This window comes from Paenibacillus sp. SORGH_AS_0306, assembly GCF_030819345.1.
GTDB lineage: Bacteria > Bacillota > Bacilli > Paenibacillales > Paenibacillaceae > Saccharibacillus > Saccharibacillus kyungheensis.
Window position 1 is genome coordinate 3,581,726 of record NZ_JAUTBP010000001.1, and the last position, 20,099, is coordinate 3,601,824.

At 39.3% G+C, this 20,099-nt stretch carries 19 protein-coding genes and 1 riboswitch; of the genes, 9 read left to right on the top strand and 10 right to left on the bottom strand.

Annotated features, from left to right (window positions below):
- Positions 1-24: 24 nt before the first annotated feature.
- The 3 genes from QE450_RS15725 to isdC form a co-directional block, all read right to left on the bottom strand.
- Positions 25-516, bottom strand: a complete 492-nt coding sequence (locus QE450_RS15725; RefSeq protein WP_307300440.1) for an NEAT domain-containing protein — start codon at positions 514-516, stop codon at positions 25-27.
- A gap of 122 nt (positions 517-638) precedes the next feature.
- The gene (locus tag QE450_RS15730; RefSeq protein ID WP_273613584.1) at positions 639-1,121 is read right to left on the bottom strand and encodes an NEAT domain-containing protein; all 483 of its coding nucleotides are present in this window, start codon (positions 1,119-1,121) and stop codon (positions 639-641) included.
- Positions 1,122-1,149: 28 nt separating this feature from the next.
- Positions 1,150-1,626: a heme uptake protein IsdC gene (isdC, locus tag QE450_RS15735; RefSeq protein WP_273613585.1), complete on the bottom strand. Its 477-nt coding sequence runs from the start codon at positions 1,624-1,626 to the stop codon at positions 1,150-1,152.
- Between the two features lie 393 nt (positions 1,627-2,019).
- On the opposite strand from isdC, the gene QE450_RS15740 reads away from it, so the two are divergent.
- The 7 genes from QE450_RS15740 (at position 2,020) to QE450_RS15770 (ending at position 9,299) form a co-directional block, all read left to right on the top strand.
- Positions 2,020-2,985: an ABC transporter substrate-binding protein gene (locus tag QE450_RS15740; RefSeq protein ID WP_307300444.1), complete on the top strand. Its 966-nt coding sequence runs from the start codon at positions 2,020-2,022 to the stop codon at positions 2,983-2,985.
- A gap of 1 nt (position 2,986) precedes the next feature.
- The gene (locus tag QE450_RS15745) at positions 2,987-3,991 is read left to right on the top strand and encodes a FecCD family ABC transporter permease (RefSeq protein WP_307300447.1); all 1,005 of its coding nucleotides are present in this window, start codon (positions 2,987-2,989) and stop codon (positions 3,989-3,991) included.
- Positions 3,988-4,818 carry an ABC transporter ATP-binding protein gene (locus tag QE450_RS15750; protein WP_301263685.1) on the top strand — a complete coding sequence of 277 codons (831 nt, stop codon included), beginning with the start codon at positions 3,988-3,990 and terminating at the stop codon, positions 4,816-4,818. The genes QE450_RS15745 and QE450_RS15750 overlap by 4 nt, the downstream gene beginning before the upstream one ends.
- Positions 4,815-5,150, top strand: coding sequence for a heme oxygenase (isdG, locus tag QE450_RS15755; protein WP_273613589.1), 336 nt, complete (start codon positions 4,815-4,817; stop codon positions 5,148-5,150). Before QE450_RS15750 ends, isdG begins: the two co-directional genes overlap by 4 nt.
- A 158-nt stretch (positions 5,151-5,308) precedes the next feature.
- A complete protein-coding gene (locus tag QE450_RS15760) occupies positions 5,309-6,070 on the top strand; it encodes a DUF4253 domain-containing protein (RefSeq protein ID WP_307300452.1) in 762 nt (253 codons plus the stop codon).
- A gap of 123 nt (positions 6,071-6,193) precedes the next feature.
- A complete protein-coding gene (locus QE450_RS15765) occupies positions 6,194-7,339 on the top strand; it encodes a virulence factor (protein ID WP_307300456.1) in 1,146 nt (381 codons plus the stop codon).
- A gap of 136 nt (positions 7,340-7,475) precedes the next feature.
- Positions 7,476-7,673: riboswitch (Lysine riboswitch) on the top strand.
- Between the two features lie 147 nt (positions 7,674-7,820).
- Entirely contained in the window at positions 7,821-9,299 is a 1,479-nt protein-coding gene (locus tag QE450_RS15770) for an amino acid permease (protein ID WP_307300459.1), read from the top strand.
- A 190-nt stretch (positions 9,300-9,489) separates the two neighbouring features.
- On the opposite strand, the gene abnA is transcribed toward QE450_RS15770, so the two are convergent.
- The 5 genes from abnA to QE450_RS15795 all read right to left on the bottom strand — a co-directional run bounded on the left by abnA (position 9,490) and on the right by QE450_RS15795 (position 14,275).
- The gene (gene abnA, locus QE450_RS15775) at positions 9,490-10,422 is read right to left on the bottom strand and encodes an arabinan endo-1,5-alpha-L-arabinosidase AbnA (RefSeq protein ID WP_307302735.1); all 933 of its coding nucleotides are present in this window, start codon (positions 10,420-10,422) and stop codon (positions 9,490-9,492) included.
- Between the two features lie 525 nt (positions 10,423-10,947).
- Positions 10,948-12,069, bottom strand: coding sequence for a transglutaminase domain-containing protein (locus tag QE450_RS15780; protein WP_273613593.1), 1,122 nt, complete (start codon positions 12,067-12,069; stop codon positions 10,948-10,950).
- 241 nt (positions 12,070-12,310) lie between these two features.
- Complete coding sequence (locus QE450_RS15785) at positions 12,311-13,408, bottom strand: alpha/beta hydrolase (protein ID WP_307300463.1); 1,098 nt, start codon at positions 13,406-13,408, stop codon at positions 12,311-12,313.
- A 254-nt stretch (positions 13,409-13,662) separates the two neighbouring features.
- Positions 13,663-13,992, bottom strand: coding sequence for a DUF3139 domain-containing protein (locus QE450_RS15790; protein WP_273613595.1), 330 nt, complete (start codon positions 13,990-13,992; stop codon positions 13,663-13,665).
- Between the two features lie 16 nt (positions 13,993-14,008).
- On the bottom strand, positions 14,009-14,275 hold the full coding sequence (locus QE450_RS15795; RefSeq protein WP_273613596.1) for a hypothetical protein: 267 nt from the start codon (positions 14,273-14,275) through the stop codon (positions 14,009-14,011).
- A 74-nt stretch (positions 14,276-14,349) separates the two neighbouring features.
- On the opposite strand from QE450_RS15795, the gene QE450_RS15800 reads away from it, so the two are divergent.
- Positions 14,350-14,889 carry a GrpB family protein gene (locus QE450_RS15800; protein WP_307300468.1) on the top strand — a complete coding sequence of 180 codons (540 nt, stop codon included), beginning with the start codon at positions 14,350-14,352 and terminating at the stop codon, positions 14,887-14,889.
- A gap of 123 nt (positions 14,890-15,012) precedes the next feature.
- Here the strand turns inward: QE450_RS15800 and xylB are convergent, their stop codons facing one another.
- Both xylB and xylA read right to left on the bottom strand, forming a co-directional pair.
- On the bottom strand, positions 15,013-16,509 hold the full coding sequence (xylB, locus tag QE450_RS15805; protein WP_307300471.1) for a xylulokinase: 1,497 nt from the start codon (positions 16,507-16,509) through the stop codon (positions 15,013-15,015).
- Positions 16,510-17,130: 621 nt separating this feature from the next.
- Positions 17,131-18,447, bottom strand: coding sequence for a xylose isomerase (gene xylA, locus QE450_RS15810; protein ID WP_069325632.1), 1,317 nt, complete (start codon positions 18,445-18,447; stop codon positions 17,131-17,133).
- Between the two features lie 234 nt (positions 18,448-18,681).
- Between xylA and QE450_RS15815 the strand changes: the two genes are divergently transcribed.
- Complete coding sequence (locus QE450_RS15815; protein ID WP_274171873.1) at positions 18,682-19,845, top strand: ROK family protein; 1,164 nt, start codon at positions 18,682-18,684, stop codon at positions 19,843-19,845.
- The last annotated feature ends 254 nt before the right edge of the window (positions 19,846-20,099 follow it).

Below are 20,099 nucleotides of genomic sequence, written 5' to 3' on the forward strand. Positions count from 1 at the left end.
CTTTTTTACATAGATGAAGATATGTTAGATGCTATCTTCGTCAAACAAATATTGCACTGTGTACGTATGGTCGTAAGGAACGCCAGCGATTTCGGCAGGAACTACGACATGAATTTGCGCGTTCACTTTAGCAGATAAGTTGCTTACCGGAAATTCGAATGTTTTAGTATCGCCACTTGTTGTCGTGGTCGCTTCTACATACGTACCATTTTGTTGTGTTTTAAATGATTTGATCCAGTCTTTGTGCTTCAATGTTACTTTGACTTTAGCTACACCATTTGTAACGACAAGAGTCGCTGGTTTGACTGAATACTCGGAGCTATCCATATACGAAGCATTAGTAGTGCCATCTGCATACACAACGTAATCAATAGAATACGTGCCATTAGGAATAGCAGCATGTGCAGATTTTGCAGAAAATGGAGATAGTCCTGCAAATACTAGAACCGCCATCATCAACATCATGACTACTTTTTTGAACGAAAATTTTTCTACTGTATTTATCATCATATTCATCGATATATCCTCTTTTCTACAGGTAGTGGTCTACATATTTGAAGCCATACATCTAACCATTCAAGCCAATCCGTACTCATCTATCGCACCCCAATGCCAATAGAATAGTATAGCGTTCTAAATTAGATACTGTCTGTGTCAAATTGCAGTTGTACGTTATATTTACCTGTGTAATTAATCACAGGGATTTTGATTTCTGCATACGCGTTTACTTTGCTATCCAAGTTAGCTACAGGGAACTCAACTACTCTTGTGTTAGCAGACGTATCTGTACTTACTACAGTCGCATCTACCAATTGTCCATTTTGTTCTACTTTGAATGCTGTAATCAAATTACTGCTTTTGATCGTTAGACGAACAGTGTTCACGCCATTGACTACTGTTACTGTAGCTGGCTTCACAACATAACTATCTAGACGAGACGTATTTTCTGTACCATCTGCTAATACTTTATAATCTACGCTATATGTTCCGTTTGCTAGAGCTGCATGTGCTGATTTGGCTGACAATGGAGCCAGTACTGCAAATGCCAAAGCTGCCATCATCAAAACGATTAATACTTTTTTCAAATCCCATTTTTCCATACGGTTCATTACTGCGTTCATTATTCAACACACTCCTATTAGTTTTATTTTATTTTTTGATCGCTTTCAGACTTTTTGAATCTAAAGCTAAGCGAATCGTATAGTCATGATCATAATTGTATGAACTCACTGTTACATGAATTTTAGATACAATAGGATTTTTGAGATCGGCAATCGGAAATTGCACAATCCGTGTATCCTTTTTACTATTGCTTTGAATCACTTTCGTATCCACAATCTTGCCTTTGTATTTCACTTTGAATTGCGTGGTCCACTCACTATGATTGAGTTGTACCTGCATCGTCATTTTTCCATTTTTCACGTATAACTTGGCAGGTTTCTCAAAGTAATCATTTGCCATGGAGACTGAATTATTTTCCGCTTTTAATACGTCGTACTTGAGGGTATATGTACCGTTAGCCAATTTGGAAGAAGCCGCTTGTATCGTATTGATAGGCGTTATCCCTATGACGAAAAGACTAACCATCAAGAGCGAAAGTATGATTACGGAATATCGTTTATACATATGGACAGCATTCCTCCTAAAATCTTTAATTTTAAATGATTATCATTCTCAATTAAGATTAAAAAAATAAGCTCTTACCGAGCGATTCATTCTCTCCTTTCACGATAAAAGATCGCAAATCAAAGTGGATACAACTCCGATATTAGAGCAACCTTCCAGTGGTTGTCAATACGTTAATATCATCATAAAATCTGTGATATATGAATTTTAATTATCTTTTTTCAAATTCCTTTTCCTATATATGCCTTCAAATTTAATATCCAATTCATCCTAAAATTTAACTAAAATATTTTATTTTCAATTGACAACTCAATTGATATTCATTATCATTTAGTTACAATTTAATTGAAAATGATTATCATTTGCAACGAAAGTAATTATAGGAGGATACTCATGAAATCATCATTGCTCTGGTCATCTGCTCTGCTCTTATTTGTAATGACCGGATGTAGTTCAGCGGCATCAACGAATGTTACTACTCCTTCTGCTAATGCTGCTACAGCACAACAGGCTTCTATCACAATTACTGATTTTGCCCAAAGACAGATCGCTCTCACTCAGATCCCACAGCGTATTATTGCACTCAGCAATGGCGATATGGATATTATCTATGCACTGGGCGGAACTGTAGTCGGTCGACCGAATTCTAATGGCCCTGCTGTTGTAAGCGCTGCTGAACAAGTAGAACAAATCGGTTCCACCCATGAAGTCGATCTGGAAAAGATTACTTTTTTACAACCTGATGTAGTGCTCGGGAATTATCCTATGAATGAAAAAGATATCCCTGCGATTGAAGGTATTGGTTCTAAGCTAATCTTAACAGGAGCTAACTCTATTCAAGATATTCAGACTCAAATTACATTGTTTGGACAACTATTGCAACAAGAAACAAAAGCCAAACAACTTAACAAACAGATACAAGATCATATCCATACATTGAACTCCAAAACCTCTACTGCCAAACCTAATGTATTGCTTGTGTATGGAGCACCCGGAACGTATATGGCGGCTTTGCCTAATTCATTAAGCGGTAATATTCTCGAAGTAGCAGGTGGTCATAATATCGCTGCTAATCTACCCGGTCTGCAAAACTTTCCGCAATATGCACAGCTCAATACAGAGCAGGTTGTACAAGCGAATCCTGATTACATTATGATCATGACTCATGGTAATACCGATGAAGTCAAAGCTGGCTTTTTGAAAGAAATGCAAAACAATCCGGCATGGAACAGTATCAAAGCGGTACAGAACAATCAAGTGGAAGTCCTTCCATCTACGCTATTCGGTACTAATCCTGGCACTAAAGTCACCGATGCTTTGGACTTGATTCATCAAACATTGTATCCGGAACGTTCATAAGATGAACAAACAGCAACGTAACCGCAGACGATGGCTTGTCGCTATTATTCTGCCTTTGTTATCGATTATCGCTTGTCTGTATGGTGTCTTATATGGCTCTATCTCTATTCCACTGAGTGAAGTGATACCGATATTATGGAGTCAGGAGCCATCTGCATATCGTACGATTTTGATAGATTTGCGCTTACCGCGTGTGATGATTGGCTGGTTGGTCGGAGCTTGTCTGGCTACTGCTGGAGCACTGTTACAAGGTGTAATGAAAAATCCGTTAGCGGATCCAGGCATTATCGGTGTCTCTGCCGGTGGCGGGATCACAGCGATGATCACGATGGTGATGTTACCACAGTTAAGCTATCTACTTCCGATAACTGCTTTTTTAGGCGCTTTTGTTACAGCGGTATTGATCTATTTACTAGCATGGGATCGCGGAGCTTCGCCTGTAAAAATTATTCTAGCCGGGGTCGCTGTTAATGCGCTACTAGGTGCCTTAACTAACGGGATTATGGTCATTTATAGTGATCGGGTACAAGCTGTTCTTCCCTGGTTATCCGGCGGATTAAATGGACGAAGCTGGTATCATCTTGAATTTATGGCGCCTTATGCGGTATGCGGGTTGATCCTGTCACTATTAGCTATCAAGCCAGCCAATCTATTATTGCTTGGCGATGATGCTGCTCAATTGTTAGGGCAACGAGTAGAAATGAATCGCTTGCTTATTATTTTATTGTCGGCTTTTCTAGCAGGGGCTGCTGTAAGTGTAGCAGGATTGGTAGGATTTGTCGGGCTGGTCGTTCCTCATATGATTCGGTTGATGATTGGAGAAGATTATCGCTTTTTACTCCCCTTCTCGATGATTGGCGGTGGCACACTGGTTGTTTTTGCAGATACTGTCGCACGTTCGTGGTTCGGGTCGATTGAATTGCCTGTTGGTATTTTGCTTGCTGTAATTGGAGCACCATTCTTTTTATTCCTATTGAAACGGAAAGGAAGGTTCGGTCTATCATGATACAGTCGATTCACCCTTCTACAATAACAGCAGCGATTGAAAGCAAGCAACTCAGTCTGGATAATGGTCATTTTCGTCTGGATCAGATTGATATTTCTCTACCAAAAGGTCAAATAACCGCGATTGTGGGACCTAATGGGTCTGGCAAATCCACCTTATTGCGATTGCTTACAAAACTGCTCAAGCCAGATCAAGGGCAAGTACATATTGGAGATCGTGAGATTACTAGCTATTCTCTACGTGAATTATCGACAACGATTACGATGCTACCACAAATGAAAGAGATGCTTCCTCAATTGACTGTGCATGAACTGGTCGCTTATGGTCGATCACCGTATAGACGAAGCTGGCACACCGCTCACAATACAACAGATACAGCAATTGTCGATCAGGTGATGCAATGGACAGGGATAGAACAGTATCGAGATCGTATGTTCCATACTTTATCTGGAGGTGAACAACAGCGTACACGAATAGCGATGGCACTGGCTCAACAGACCGATATTTTGCTACTGGATGAACCGACCACTTTTCTCGATATTGCGCATCAATTTGAAGTCATGGATATGCTAAAACGGATTAATGCGCAATCTGGATTAACTATTGTTATGGTGCTACATGATCTGCAACAAGCAGTCGCTTATTGTGATTATATGATTGCACTCAAGCAAGGCAAAGTCGCTACGTCGGGTATTCCACAACAGATTCTTACGACTGAATTTATTCAGGACATTTACCATATGAAAGCTCGAATACTATTTGAGGGTGGTTATCCGCTTATTTTGCCGGTTATCCCCCATCATCAATCAGGAGGTCATTTGATATGATTATTGTAACCAATACTTCTAAATTAACTAAAGGTAGTGCACATTTACTGGTAGAGCGTTTTGACAAGGTGGGCAAAGTGGAATATATGGAAGGCTTTTTAGGACTTGAAGTGTTAGTTAATCAAAATAGCAAAGAGTTCGAAGAAGTTACGATCAGTACGCGTTGGGCATCAAAAGAAGCTTTTCAAGGATGGACTAAAAGTGACGCTTTCCGCGAATCCCATGCTCATGGCTCTACACCGGATTATATTATCGAAAATAAAATTTCCTTTTATGATGTAAAGATTGTTCGTGATCCTCTTCAATCTTCCAACGATCAAGCTGTCGTCTGATACCAGACTTATTTTAGAAATAAGATTGAGCTTTCAAACAACCCCTTCTTTCATAGAACGGGTTGTTTTTGATTTGTTTTGATAGGAGTGATTACGTTATATTTAAAAGCAGATAGTACTCAGATACATACTTGAGACGATAAAGGAGCAGGATATTGATGAGTTCAGAAATACTGAATTATTTGCAACCGTATAACCCGTTATCTATAGAAGCAAAAGAAATCACATTTCCTATCCAACTTAAAGGAACACCCTATTCATTACTTGTTATTCCTGATGATAATATTGAGGAAGTGATGGAAGATACGCTAGATGATTACGACTCCTTAACCGATTATGTCGATCAACAGTTAGCATTACTACAACAGATGGATGTATTGGATACATTCAGAACATTGGTCAGTCATCAATTACTCGATACCGATCTAGCTGAACACGCTAAGTCGATACAACATATGAATTGGGTATCATTGTATGAGATGTATAGCAGATTATGGGAAGGACATGCGTGGTTAGATGAACGATTAATTCCATATCAACAAATGGATTCGTTATGGCCTGATTTTCATGCAGCAAGTGAACCAACAGATCAATGGATTACACTTCCTTTACCTGATAGCAGAGAATATATCGCTCCATTGATGGTTCCTATGGGTGGGTTCAATGAATGCCCTGCTCCTATACTTCAAGCTTCTCTTTTCCAGTACTGGCATCAACAATATAAGGCTATTCCTATTATTGTGAATGAAAGTATTTGGATTTTACAAGCCTCTACCAGACCTGTCACTGATGAAGAAGCTTTACTACTAGCTCAAGAACACTTTATGTTCTGCTCGTATGTTTTGGAATCATTTGAGTCGATTGGACAATATGCTACTTATCTTCAAAAGCAAGAGTTCTGGTATTTCTGGTGGGATTAACAAACGAGCAATCATCTATACCTCTTTTGGGGTACAATATGAAGATGGTAGTATATTAAATTTAAAACAAATGGCTATAGCTGTATCAGTCATTTGATTCCTAAGGAGGGTATCTACAACATTATGAAAATCACATCTATTGAACCTACGCCAAGTCCGAATACGATGATGTTGCATCTTGATGAGCAATTACCTCATGGTATCCGTAAAACATATACATTAGCGAATGAACGCTCTGCTCCTCTTTTTATTCAGCAAATGCTTCATATTGCAGGAGTCAAAAGTGTATTCCATACCGCAGACTTTGTAGCGTTGGATCGTAAAGCAAGTGCCGACTGGTCGGATATCTTAAATGAAGTACAAGCACAGATGGGTCAAGAAGGTGTAGAAAATAAATTTGAAGTACCGACAGATCTTTCAGGTGAGCACTTTGGTGAAGCTGAAGTGTTTGTGCAATTTTTCCGCGGGATTCCGATGCAGATTCGGGTGAAATCTGGAACAAAAGAAGAACGTATTGGGCTAGCAGATCGATTTGTCCAAGCAGTGACAGAAGTAGCAGTCGCTACGATGATCAAAGAACGCAAATTGACTGATTATGGTGTTCGTTATGGTGAACTTGCTGATATTGCACGTGAAGTCGAACAAGAGCTTGAAGCGGCTTTTCCAGAAGATCGATTGAAAAAGATTATCGAACAAGCGATTTCTCATGGCGCAAGTCAGGAAGAATTTGTAGAACAGCGTCGTGAAATGAACGCAGATGAAATTACTGTAGCACTTGAAAATCCAGATTGGCGTGTACGTTATGCGGCTTTTGATCTGTTGCAACCAGACGCGGATAGCTTACCTTTAATCGAAAAAGCTTTATTTGATGAAAAAATGCAATTGCGTCGTCTTGCAGTTGTCTATCTCGGTGATCTCAAAACACCTGCGGCGATGGAACTATTATATCAAGCACTACAAGATAAATCGGCAGCGGTTCGTCGTACAGCAGGTGATACTTTATCAGATATTGGTGATCCTGCGGCAACACCAGCAATGCTAGCTACACTCAAAGACAGCAGTAAATTGGTGCGCTGGCGTGCAGCTCGTTTCTTGTATGAAGTCGGAACTGAAGAAGCACGTGACGAATTAGAATTAGCTGTGGATGATCCTGAATTCGAAGTGAGTTTGCAAGCCAAAATGGCTCTAGAACGAATCGAATCCGGGGAACAAGCCGCAGGTACAATCTGGCAACAAATGGCGAAAAGCCGTGCCAAAGATAACGTCTAATAATTACAATCATTTGTTCTTCATGAGAGATTCATGATATAAGTAGTTGTCAAATCAAACGACTACACGTATACTGGAAAACAGTCATCTTATCCATGACACTAATTTCATAATAATTGCCTCATCACACAATATCCGATGAGGTAGAGGTCGCAACTATAATGAGTCTATTTGGAGAAAGCGTAAGAGCCGCTGTTGATCCCAAATAAAAAGGTATCGTTGCCGAAGTATAACTAATGCTCTGTTGTTAGTTATGCTGGGGCTGTCTCCGAAAGGAACAGAACTGTCACAGTGAACCATCTGAAGATGATTCCTGTGTTGAGCTATCTTTACAAAGGAAAAGTATGGTGCGGATCATAATTAAAGGATCACGTATATATACGTGGTCTTTTTTGTTGTGTTCTTGCGTGTATGTACTTCCTTTATCTATTCACAGCATAAATTCATATGCTTAATTCAGTAAGGAGTGTATATAACTATTATGGCATCTTCATCTTCTCCATCTTCACCACCGCGTGAACTCAAAGCAGGTCTACGAGCAAGACATATGACAATGATCGCTCTCGGCGGTTCGATCGGTACTGGTCTATTTCTCGCCAGTGGTGGGGCAGTCGCTCAGGCAGGCCCTGGCGGTGCATTACTCGCGTATGCTTGTGTAGGTATTATGGTGTATTTTCTAATGACCAGTCTAGGGGAAATGGCAACGTATCGACCTGAATCTGGTTCGTTCAATACGTATGCCGCTCGTTATGTTGATCCTGCTTTTGGATTCGCAATGGGTTGGAATTTCTGGTACAACTGGGCGATTACGATTGCAGCGGAATTGTCTGCGGCAACGATTATTATTAAGTACTGGTTCCCGGAAAGTTCTTCGTTTATCTGGAGTCTATTGTTTCTAGCGGTTATCTTTTTACTTAATGTTCTGTCTGTTAAAGGTTACGGGGAATCAGAGTACTGGTTCGCCATGATCAAAATTGTAGTTGTTATTCTTTTCCTTGTTGTTGGAGTGTTAATGATCTTCGGGATTCTCGGTGGCAAAGCAGTAGGATTCAGCAACTTTACTGTAGGGGATGCTCCTTTTAATGGAGGGCTGTTAGCCTTTATCGGTGTATTTATGGCGGCAGGATTTTCATTTCAAGGAACAGAGTTAATCGGGGTTGCAGCCGGTGAAAGTGAGAATCCACGTGAACATGTACCGAAAGCGATTCGTCAGGTATTCTGGCGTATTCTCATTTTTTATATTTTAGCGATTTTGGTGATTGGATTAATTATTCCTTACACTACTCCTTCTCTTTTGAATGGTGAGCTAACCGATATAGGTGTCAGCCCATTTACACTGGTATTTGAAAAAGCAGGGCTTGCATTTGCAGCAGCAGTCATGAATGCTGTTATTCTATCTTCGGTTCTATCGGCAGGTAACTCAGGAATGTACGCTTCTACTCGTGTATTGTATGCACTGGCGAAAGAAGGCAAAGCGCCTCGTATCTTTGGACAACTGAATCGTCGCGGGATTCCGCAAAATGCGTTATTGTTAACGACTGCTGTAGGAATGTTAGCTTTTCTAGCTTCTTTGTTCGGGGATGGCATTGTCTATCAATGGTTACTTAATGCTTCAGGAATGTGTGGCTTTATCACCTGGCTTGGAATTGCAATTAGTCATTACCGCTTCCGTCGTGCTTTTTACGCACAGGGTAAAAGTATGGATGAGTTGCCTTTCAAAGCAAAATGGTTCCCGTTTGGCCCATTATTTGCTTTTGTGTTATGTGCTATTGTTATTCTGGGTCAAAGTCTATCGTATATTACACCGGAAGCTATTGACTGGAAATCGATTTTCGCTTCATATATCAGTGTGCCGTTATTTCTTATCTTATGGTTAGGATATAAGTTGATCAATAAAACAAAAGTGGTTCCACTGACAGAATGTGATCTCAATAGCGGGCATTCGTTAGATAAAAAATAAAATCATCCGCTATAACATTCAATAAAACAGCTATACCACTCAATCCAAAAACACCTTCTACGCTCTATGCTTATCCAAGCACTATAGAGGTAGAAGGTGTTTTTTTAGTTAGGGATCCGTCTATTTATGATTTGAGCTGATGATTGGTAGGAAGAGTAATCGTGATCAGCTTACCTTGTATTGACGACTACTAATACGTAGGCCAGCCACTGGAATCCCAGTTGAGATCACTAATTAACAGCTTCGGTGCTCCATTATCATTGGCATCATACGCATGACGAGCAATAATATTATTGCCAACGATATCTTCACCGCCCGGGCCTTTCCATTGTGCGTTACCACTATCTAAAATCGTACCGCCACCATTAAGCATATTAACACCATTTTTATCTACATAAGGACCGGTAATACTTGTAGAGCGTCCATAGACAATTTTGTACGTACTGTTTACACCTTTACAGCAGTTATCAATAGAAGCGAACAAGTAGTAATATCCGTTACGGTACGTGATCGATGGTGCTTCAATTGCTCCACCATTGTTAGGACGAGCCGCGATCGAAGTGATACTACCTGTTGGTTTCATTGTGTTTTTGTCCAGTTTGGTTAATTTAAGACCGCTCCAGAATGAACCGAAAGCTAACCATGGATTACCAGAAGCATCGATTACCAATTCAGGATCGATCGCATTGTAATCGTTAGAGCCTGCAGTTGTGCGTAATACTAGACCATCATCACGCCAGCTACCTGCACCAATACTACTTGCTGAAGCTAGTCCAATAGCCGATGTATTGGAACCAAAAGAAGAAATCGAATAGTACAACCATGTACGGCCATTATATGTTTTTACATCAGGCGCCCAGACATCATTTGTTGCTTGTTTGGGTACATATGTTTTCCACCATGCTGGAGGAGATAAGAATACTTGCGGTACACGATACCAGTTGTTGCCATTATCGGATTTTAAGACTTGAATACCTTGTCCGGTCGAAAAAGTGTACCAGCTATTTCCTTCTTTAATTAAAGAGGGATCATGGACACCGACATCTCCTGATAATGGCCAGGCCGCCGCAAAAATTTTACCGTTAGGTACAACAGAAAAAAGAAGTGCTGTTAAGGTCAACATTAAAACTAATTTGCTTTTCAGCTTCATATGAATGATGTTCGCCTCCTGCTTCCGAAGTCCGCTATCTGTTACTGTTGCAACGTTTAGCGCCTACATTTAATTATAAAGCGCTTTCAATTATGTACAATATAATATTAAAGCATCTTTATACCAATCAATTTATTGGTATTTTTATGTATATTTAATTAATATATTTGTTTATTAAATAGCATTTATATTAATTTATAAATAGAAATATACATTATCAAAAGGTATATTCATCGTTTAAAATTTATAACCATTTTTAGATGTATAACAATATCGAATTAACGTTTATCTTTTTATATACGATATCCCTCTTTATTTTTTTGAGAATATTGGTTTATTTGCTAAATAAGATGAGTATATCTGTATGCTTATAAGATGTGAAAATGATATGAATAATGCGTCGACAAAGAATGATAAAATAGCAAAAAGGATCGGATATGATATCCGACCCTTCTTTTAAAAATAATAAATGTAGTCTATCAACCTTTTATTTAGGTCTTATTTCCAAGACAAGTTAACTTTAAGATCGTTAGAACTTCCTAGCGATTGTACAGTGTAGGAGATTGATTTGATCCCTACAGAAGATAGACGACTTAGATCGCTTTTTAAGCTAGTGATATTGCCGCTATAACGGAATACCAATGAAGATTGTCCGCCTGCTTTAGCGTTTTTCACTTGTTCTTTTAAAGCTGTTGCTGAGTCTACCGCCGCTGGAGAGTTATCTACAGCATAATTTAAGTTTTGTTCCAATTGTTTGTAAAATCCTGAAGTATCGCCACCGGAAGCTATTAATGTGTTCAATGTATCTTTGTAAGCTACATTTGCCGCAGGATACGTTTTGGTCCAGTTATGATCTTGTTTCATCTGAGCATCAGTACGTAGATAATAATTCGTATCTACTCCATCGCCTTGATCGGGTAATGGATCATCCCATGTTGTATCCATGTGGTACCAATTGCCATCGATATTCACAAGGTTCCAAGCATGAAGCTCTCCGCCTGCTGTACCTTCTACAATTTTGTTCTCTACTCCAGCTTGTTTGAGCAATGCATACGTCAATAATGCATAACCCTGACATACAGCTGTACCATCATGCAATGCTTCATAAGCTGTATAACGTGTATACGTTTCATCATATTTCAGATGTTGGACTACCCAATCATGAATCGCTTTTACTTTCTGGTGATCGTTCATACCCGGTGTAATAATTTGAGCGACCGTCTGAACGACTTGATCATTTACATATTTAGTCTGAGCGACTGTCTCGCGGTACTTCATATCTACCGTTACCAGAGCAGAATACGCATTACTGCGCCATGTTAGACCATAGCTATCCAAGATATACATTGTATATGGATCTTTTTCCAATGCTGTCTCAAATGAGTCTTGTAACATTGCTTTTAATTTGGCTGTACTGCCTTTGTACGTAAATGTTACTTGTGCACTACGGTTCATTAATCCTTTGTACAATTGATCAACGATATCTGATGTGCTGTTTACAGTGATCTGTGAAGTAGCCGCGTATGCAGTATTACCACTAAACGAAATCGCTGGAACTGTAGAAAATACTAATGTTCCGGCTAAAAGGGTCTTCACCCAAAGTTGACTTGATCTATTCATGCAGACGTAACCGCCCTTCATCGTGTAGGTAATAGGTAAACATAACTATAGTGAGTGAGCAACTTAGCAATGATAAGCGTTATAATCTGTAGGACGATCTGTCGATTATATTTACTTATTTATAGAGTATAAGCTTAATTATAGTCGTTATAAACTGGATTGTACACAACCGCATATTTTCATGAGATATATGTATCCATTTTGATATTACTAACGAATAATATTACTTTATCACTATATTTTAATTATCGGTTGCAGATGCTTTTTCATTTACTGATTTGAGCCAACTTATTGGACTTTTCCATACACGAATATTCATTTTTTTGGCGGTCGTCTTATTTACGATAGGCGATTGAGTAATCGCTTTGGTTCTAGGTTGAGCATGCTTTACATGTTCATCCAAAAACGGCAACACTTTCGCCCAGAAATGAGGATCTTTTTGTGAAGAACTATGTCCATTCGTATCTACAAATAATGTCTCAATCGGTGGTGTGACTTGCCCCATAACAAATTCTAATTCAGTCGGTGGAATAAAAGCGTCTCCGCGCGAATGGATCATCAGAATTGGCAAATCGGCTTCTTTACGTGCTTCATTGATCGAGAATACGGTATTTTTCTGTTGATATTCTTTGAGCGAAATATGAGAACGATAAAACCAGATTCTTGGAATAATATTAGCCATCGGAAATAGTGGTAGCCCTCGACGCTTAAATTCAGCTTCAAGCACACTCTCAAATTGAGCAGGCATCGAATCGGTAATAACAGCTCGTACAGGCAATCCATAAGGAAGCGACAAAATAGTACCCAGTCCCCCCATAGAATGCCCTAATACTCCAATCCGCTGAGGATCAATCTCTGGAATATGTACAGCATAATCCAGTGCCGCCAAAATATCATCCCGAAATGTATATGCAGAAGGTGCTTCGATCGGTTCACTATGTCCATGACTACGCGCATCATACATCAAAAGGGCATATCCTGCTTCCCATAATGGCTCAATATAGCGCAGTACCCGGGAACGATTAGAACCCCAACCATGAGCAATAATCATCAATGGTGCAGACTGTGTAGAGTTCATATGATCTGTTGGATCTTTGATTGTGTTGTGATCTGTAGGATGTTGTTGATCTTCTTTTATTTTAGAAGGAATAAACCACCCTTGAATACGTAGACCGTCACTCAAAAATTCAATATCTTGATAAGGCATCGCAGGCTTACGCTCTACCGGAATACGTTTGGGTGTTTGCGCTTTGACCGCTGTATTCCACACCATTCTTGTTCCTGCAAGTGCTAATACTGCTCCACTTACGCCACCAATTAGCCAATATCGTTTATCCATCAGGGTTCCTCCTTTTTTTAATGTAAAAATCATGTATCTTATATTTGAAATGTATAATATAATCCATTCCGCCGACACTTATTTAAACATATGTCTATTATTACACATTTGGTCTGAGATACTAAACAATTTTATTATTTATGAAGGATATTTATAGTGGAGAATGATTAATGTCGAAATGGTTAGTTCCGATTTTACTATATTGTAGGTTATCGCGACTTCCTATTATTTATTATTGCTTACTACTATGTAGATTACGGATTTTCTGCATGAATATATTTTTGCTTCAAATCATTAATAGCAGGGATACAATGATACTGCTCCATTTGTCCATTGTCTGATTTATACATATACATTGCATTTCTTTCGTCTTTGAATATTACACTTGTGCTGACTACAGGTGCTTTACTAATATACGTTTTGATTTCAGCAATATCTGTACTTTGATATCCTTTTTCCAGTACCAGATAGTTGATGACTTTTTGAGTCACTTGTTTTTTGTAATACTCTACTCCAAAATGAAAAAGAAGAGCGCTAATAACGACTACAATACAGATTTTGAGCGAAATGTTTTGGTTTTTCATCTCTTTTGCTCCTTTCTTAAATAAGCATATTTATTACATATGACCAATCTTGAAGTTCTACTAATGAACCTGCACATACAGCAGATATTCCTATAACTATCCCTACTAATCTATTCACTTTTCGCTCACTCATTTTTGTTTTTTCAAATAAAAAGATCAAACCTACAACCGATAAAAGATAAGCAATTTGTTGAGTACTCTCTCCCCAGAGCAAGCCAATACTATAAGACAAGCACAAAGCCATACTTAACGATAAGAGTAGTAATGGGATACGTAATTTCATATGAATTGCCCTCCTTTATTTGTTCTCAACAAGTTATAATACAAATTCGTTATTCTATAAAAGGATGTGTATGTATGTCCAAAAATGAATTAGGTATTGCTAAAAATCAAATCAAGCTTGTTGATTACGATCCTGACTGGATTGGATTATTTGCAGATATGAAAAAAAGCATCTGTACTGCCACCTCATTACATCCAAATAGAGTACAGCATATTGGAAGTACAGCGATTGCTAATATCCAGGCCAAGCCTGTAATCGATATTCTTGTCGGGATTGATCATTTAGAGCAAGTAACTATGTATGATGATTATTTAAAAACAATTGGATTTTATCGACTGAAAGTACAAAGAGAAAATGAATATGTATATGCTACATTCAAAGATACTACGTTCGATGTTAAAACTCATTTTATTCATATGGTACAGTTCGAAAGTGATATTTGGAAAAATCTTATTTTCTTTCGAGATTATCTAAATACTCATCCCGAGCAAAAGCTAGAATATCAGAAAATTAAACAATCATTTGTTGATCTGCAAAGTGAAGGAATCCAGGAATATACCGCACATAAAGAACAGTTTGTTCATTATATTTTTAGCTTGAGGCACTCTTTGTAACGATGCTATTTCTGCTTTAACAAAAATGATTTTGTAATATATTTCCACTTTAAAGCAAAAACCCTCCTTTGTGTTGTAAAAGAAGGGTTTTGTTGATTATTATTTTTCCATCTATACGTCTATCTATCCGCGAAAAGCCGCCAAACGTTTATTCAATTCAGCAGTCTGTCCATAAATATCCTGATAAATCGCAAACAACTGATCATACTTTTCAGCACGTTCCGGATCAGGTTGATAAGACTTCGCGTGACGTAAAAATGCCGCTGCACAGTCTTGCAAAGACGGGAACCACCCGCTACCATAAGCCGCTAACATAGCCGCTCCCATAGCAGGCCCTTGTTCATTTTCTAAACGAACAATCTCGGCGTTAAAAATATCTGCTTGCATTTGTAACCAGGTCTCATTCTTCGCTCCGCCACCGATCGATACGACAGAAGTGATACTTTTGCCTGATTCGCGTAAAATATCAATCGATTCTCGTAAAGAGAATGTAATTCCTTCCAATACAGCACGCGCAAAATGCGGTAACTTGTGCGCGGCATCAATACCGATAAAGCTTCCACGAATATCTGCATCCGGATGAGGTGTACGTTCACCTACGATATAAGGTGTGAATAACAACCCTTCTGCACCTGCCGCTACGTTGTTCACGTCATGCAATAACTGGTCAAATGAAAGGTCTTTGCCAAATGCACTGCGGAACCATTCTAGACTGTACCCTGCCGCAAGGGTAACACCCATAATATAAAAAGCATCTTGCTCGCTATGATTAAAGAAATGAACTTTCCCTGCAAAATCCAAATCTTTGCGTTCTTCATAAGACAGCACGACACCGGATGTACCGATACTGCACATCGTCTGCCCTTCACTTAGAATTCCTGCACCAATCGCACCACAAGCATTATCTGCTCCACCACCATAGACGCGTGTATTTACACTCAATCCTGTCTGTTCAGCGACTTCCGGCAATAATCCACCTACATCATCAAATGATTCGATTAGACGCGGAAGCAACGACATAGGCAAATCAAAAGCTGAAGCGATCTTCTCACTCCACTGCTTACCGGTTACATCGAGTAACAATGTGCCTGCCGCATCAGAATAATCCATCGCTAGATCACCTGTTAACTGGTAACGCACATAATCTTTCGGTAGCAAAACTAATCGTGCCGCTTCCATATGCTCTGGCTCATTTTCCTGCACCCATAAGATTTTGGGCAATGTAAATCCTTCCAACGCTCGATTACGAGCAATCTTTAATAATTCATCACCTAACGTCTCTTCAATCCGGCGACACTGCTTACTGGTACGTGTATCATTCCACAAAATCGCTGGACGAATCACCTTATTGTCTCCATCCAATAGCACCAATCCATGCATTTGCCCCGAAAAGCTTAATCCTTCAATCTCTTCAGACGCTACACCTGAAATCTCTACCAACCGACGGAGCGATGTTAACGTCCCTTTTACCCAATCTTCAGGACTCTGTTCGCTATATCCTGCTTTCGGTTGAGATAACGGATACGATTCAGACATCTCATAAGCAATATTCCCCTGCTTATCCACCAACACCGTCTTCACCGCACTCGTCCCCAAATCAACTCCAATCACATAACTCATCCTTACCCCTCCTTCAATTTATCTTTGCTACACAAATAATTACTAAATATATCAAAAAAATTAAATCCCTTTTACCACTTCATAACACCTTTAATTCCATACATATATATTTTTCTTTCATCACATAAAATGCTAATCATTATTTATTATCTCTAAACTTATTGTCAACCATTATCACGTATTCTACGCCCATAACTGCACTCATAGCAGACATCTACCCACAATAAATCATTCAATCTTCTAATCTTTTAATCTTTTAAAACTTTATATTTATTTATATTTTTGCCCTATATCAAAACCAAAAGTATTTTCCCAAAATGCTTACCGCATCAAAAAATGCCTCCCTCCCCACAAGGGAATAAGGGAGACATGCCTTTGACCTTATCTTTTAGCATTATCTTTTGCTCTAATCTTCTATCCTCATCCACAGTATCTACACGCTCAAGCGAAGAGAATCTATTCTTCTGAAAGAGCGAAGCGCTCGCTGGTAAGGTTGGATATCGACTGCCCAGCAGTCTAACCAAGATATCCAACCTTACCAGCGACGACAAGAAGAATAAATTCTCGTAGCGTCCTCGTGTCCCATACCATGTCTAAATTAATCCCTAAAGTGTATCCCTCTTATTCCGTCACCAAATACTGATTAAGAACAGATTTCAACCATTCTTCACGACCAGATTCATTGGCACGAGGAGTCTCATTATTAAGCGCATACTCTGCCAGTGAAGACAATGTCGCTTTGCCGCTCAACACATCGGCTCCAATACCTTCTTGGAAACTGCTGTACCGTTTGTCGATAAAGTCTTCGAATACACGATCTTCGATCAGACGCGCTGCTGTTGTTAGACCTTTAGCAAAAGTATCCATTCCAGCGATATGCGCTAAGAACAAATCTTCTGGCTCAAAAGAAGGACGACGTACTTTCGCATCAAAGTTAACGCCACCTTTGCCTAGACCGCCATTTTGCAACACTTCATACATCGTTAAAGTCGCCGCATAAAGATCAACCGGGAATTCATCCGTATCCCATCCGATCAATAGATCCCCCTGATTGGCATCCAGTGATCCCAACATACCATTAGTACGAGCAACACGTAATTCATGTTGGAAATTGTGTCCTGCAAGCGTCGCATGGTTCGCTTCCAAGTTCAATTTGAAATGTTTATCCAGACCATTTTTTTGCAAGAACGCAATTGTAGTTGCCGCATCAAAGTCATATTGATGTTTTGTCGGCTCTTTTGGTTTGGGTTCGATCAAGAATTGAGCATCAAACTGAATTTCTTTGGCATAATCGATCGCCATATGGAACATACGTGAAATATTATCTTGTTCTAGTGCATAGTCCGTATTGAGCAATGTCTCATACCCTTCACGACCGCCCCAGAACACATAGTTTTCAGCACCTAGACGTTTACCTACTTCAAGACCTTTTTTGATCTGAGCCGCTGCATGAGCGTACACATCTGCATTACTCGTTGAAGCTGCACCATGCATAAAGCGTGGATTACTGAACATATTCGCTGTATTCCAGAGCAATTTTTTACCGGATTGTTTCATATATCCTTCTAAAAGGTCGACAATCGTATCAATATTGCTGTAAAATTCTCGCAAGCTATCTCCTTCAGGAGCGATATCTACATCATGGAAACAGAAGTAAGGCATATCAAGCTTATCCATTAATTCAAATAGTGCTTCAGCACGAGCTTTGGCAAGATCAAGACCTGTATACGAATCCCAAGGACGCACTGCTGTATTCACACCAAATGGATCAGCTCCACCTGCTACCATCGTATGCCAGTAAGCCATACCGAAGCGCAAATGTTCTTCCATTGTTTTACCAGCGATCACTTGAGTCGGGTTATAAAATTTAAAAGCGTATGGATTTTTGGATTGGACACCTTCGTAAGTAATTTTTTCGATATTTGCAAAGTAAGCCATAAATAAAATCCTCCTCTTATCATTCGTATGAGATTGTTACAAAAATCTCTTTTAGAGCGGCTTAGTAAGCAGAGAAGGTGCGCCTAAAATCGATCATCTAACAATCATTTGGCAGAACAATGTATCCAACATAATCAAAAAGAAATCGTTTACATCGCTATCCTAACATATATGATATACTTTGTCTATCGGTTAAACAAAGTTAGTGAATAGTCATCTGAAAGGAAGAAAATTATGAAAATCACAGGTGATCAAGCGCTTGTCAAAAAGATAAATAAGTCTCTGGTGTTAGATAATATTCGCCAGTATGCTCCTCTATCACGTACTCAAGTCTCCCAATCAACAGGACTGAATAAAGCCACAGTCTCCAATCTTGTACAAGAGTTGATTGACGATCAACTGGTAATCGAATCCGGTCAAGGACAGTCTAGTGGTGGACGCAAGCCGTTGATTTTGTTGTTTAACAAAAATGCAGGTTATGCCGCAGGTGTAGAGATTACAGTCAACGAACTTATTTTGATTCTGACCAATCTAGAAGGTGAAATTATTGCCAACTCGACCTCTCCTCTTGCTAGCCATCAAGTGACAGATGTTATTGAGCAGCTACAGACCGAAATGACTGTATTGTTGCGCAATCTGCCTGATTCGATCCATGGAATTATCGGTATGGGAGTTGGTGTACCAGGAATGGTGGATGAACAAGGAAATGTGTTATTTGCACCCAATCTCGGTTGGGAAGGTGTTGCTTTACGAGAACAATTAGAGCATTTATTTCATATTCCTGTAATTGTCGATAATGAAGCTAATGCAGGGGCACTCGGAGAATTGCAGTTCGGTGCAGGGAGACAAGCTCAACATCTGGTCTATGTCAGTGTAGGAACAGGGATAGGATCAGGCATCATTATTGAAGGGGAACTGTATAAGGGCTCACGTGGGTATGCAGGAGAAACAGGGCATATGTCTGTAGAATCTTACGGTCTACCTTGTTCTTGTGGTAGTCAGGGGTGTTGGGAATTATATGCTTCTGAACTGGCTTACGATCATGCTGTCAAAGAACCGATTCCCGGTAGTACTACCGCAGATTGGGTAAGACGTGCTGAATTCGATGAACCGGAAGCTAGAGATTTATTTCAAAAAATCGGTGAATATTTAGGGATTGGTATTACCAATCTAGTCAATGGATTTAACCCTGAATTAGTGATTATTGGCGGGCATATGAGACAGGCAGAACCATGGATCGATCAGTATTTACAAGAGGTGGTATCCCGAAGAACTCTTCCTTATCATCGCCAAAAGTTAATCATTCAATACTCCGAATTACAAGATCAATCGACTGTGATCGGTACAGCCTATATGGCTGTCTCACAATTTCTAGGTCGGGTAAAAGTATCGCTTTAATATCATTTGGACACAATTCTTATTTATTTTGATAGTAAATGTGAATTATTTATCTTAAATTTGACGTAAAATTGCCTTATTTTAGTGGAAAATCTATTGCTCTTTCGGTCTATAATTTCGTTATGTGTTATGCAATACGAACGAATGTGAAACGGAGAGAGCTACCATGAACCTGTTGGGAACTGCCGACATTTCGCTGCCTTTTTACGTAATGTTGTTTTTATTTTCTTTTATCATCGTTCCATTAGTAAGCC